Genomic DNA, 357 nt, shown 5'->3' on the forward strand with positions numbered 1-357 from the left:
GATGGAGCAGATGAGCCAGATTACTTAGATAATGACAGTGATAATGATGGCGTAAGCGATCGTATCGAAGGAGATGATGTAGATAATGATGGTGTAGCAGATACAACTGAATTAGGTGATACTGATGGCGATGGTATTGATGATGCTTTTGACCCAGCTAATGCGACAGACCCATACAGTGATCCAAGTGGAGCTACAGTAGATACGGATCCAGCAACTGAGTTGAACAATACGGATGGTACCGACGAGCCAGACTATAGAGATACTGATGATGATAACGATTTAATACCAACAGCAGATGAGATTCCAGATGCTGATATGAATGGAACACCAGATTACTTGGAGATTCCAGACAAT

The 357-nt window shown here is 42.3% G+C and carries 1 pseudogene; it reads left to right on the forward strand.

From position 1 onward, the window contains the following. Positions 1–357, forward strand: a pseudogene (locus IL45_RS15065) (gliding motility-associated C-terminal domain-containing protein); the annotation flags it as partial.

It is taken from the genome of Nonlabens ulvanivorans (genome assembly GCF_000732625.1).
GTDB classification, from domain to species: Bacteria; Bacteroidota; Bacteroidia; order Flavobacteriales; family Flavobacteriaceae; genus Nonlabens; species Nonlabens ulvanivorans.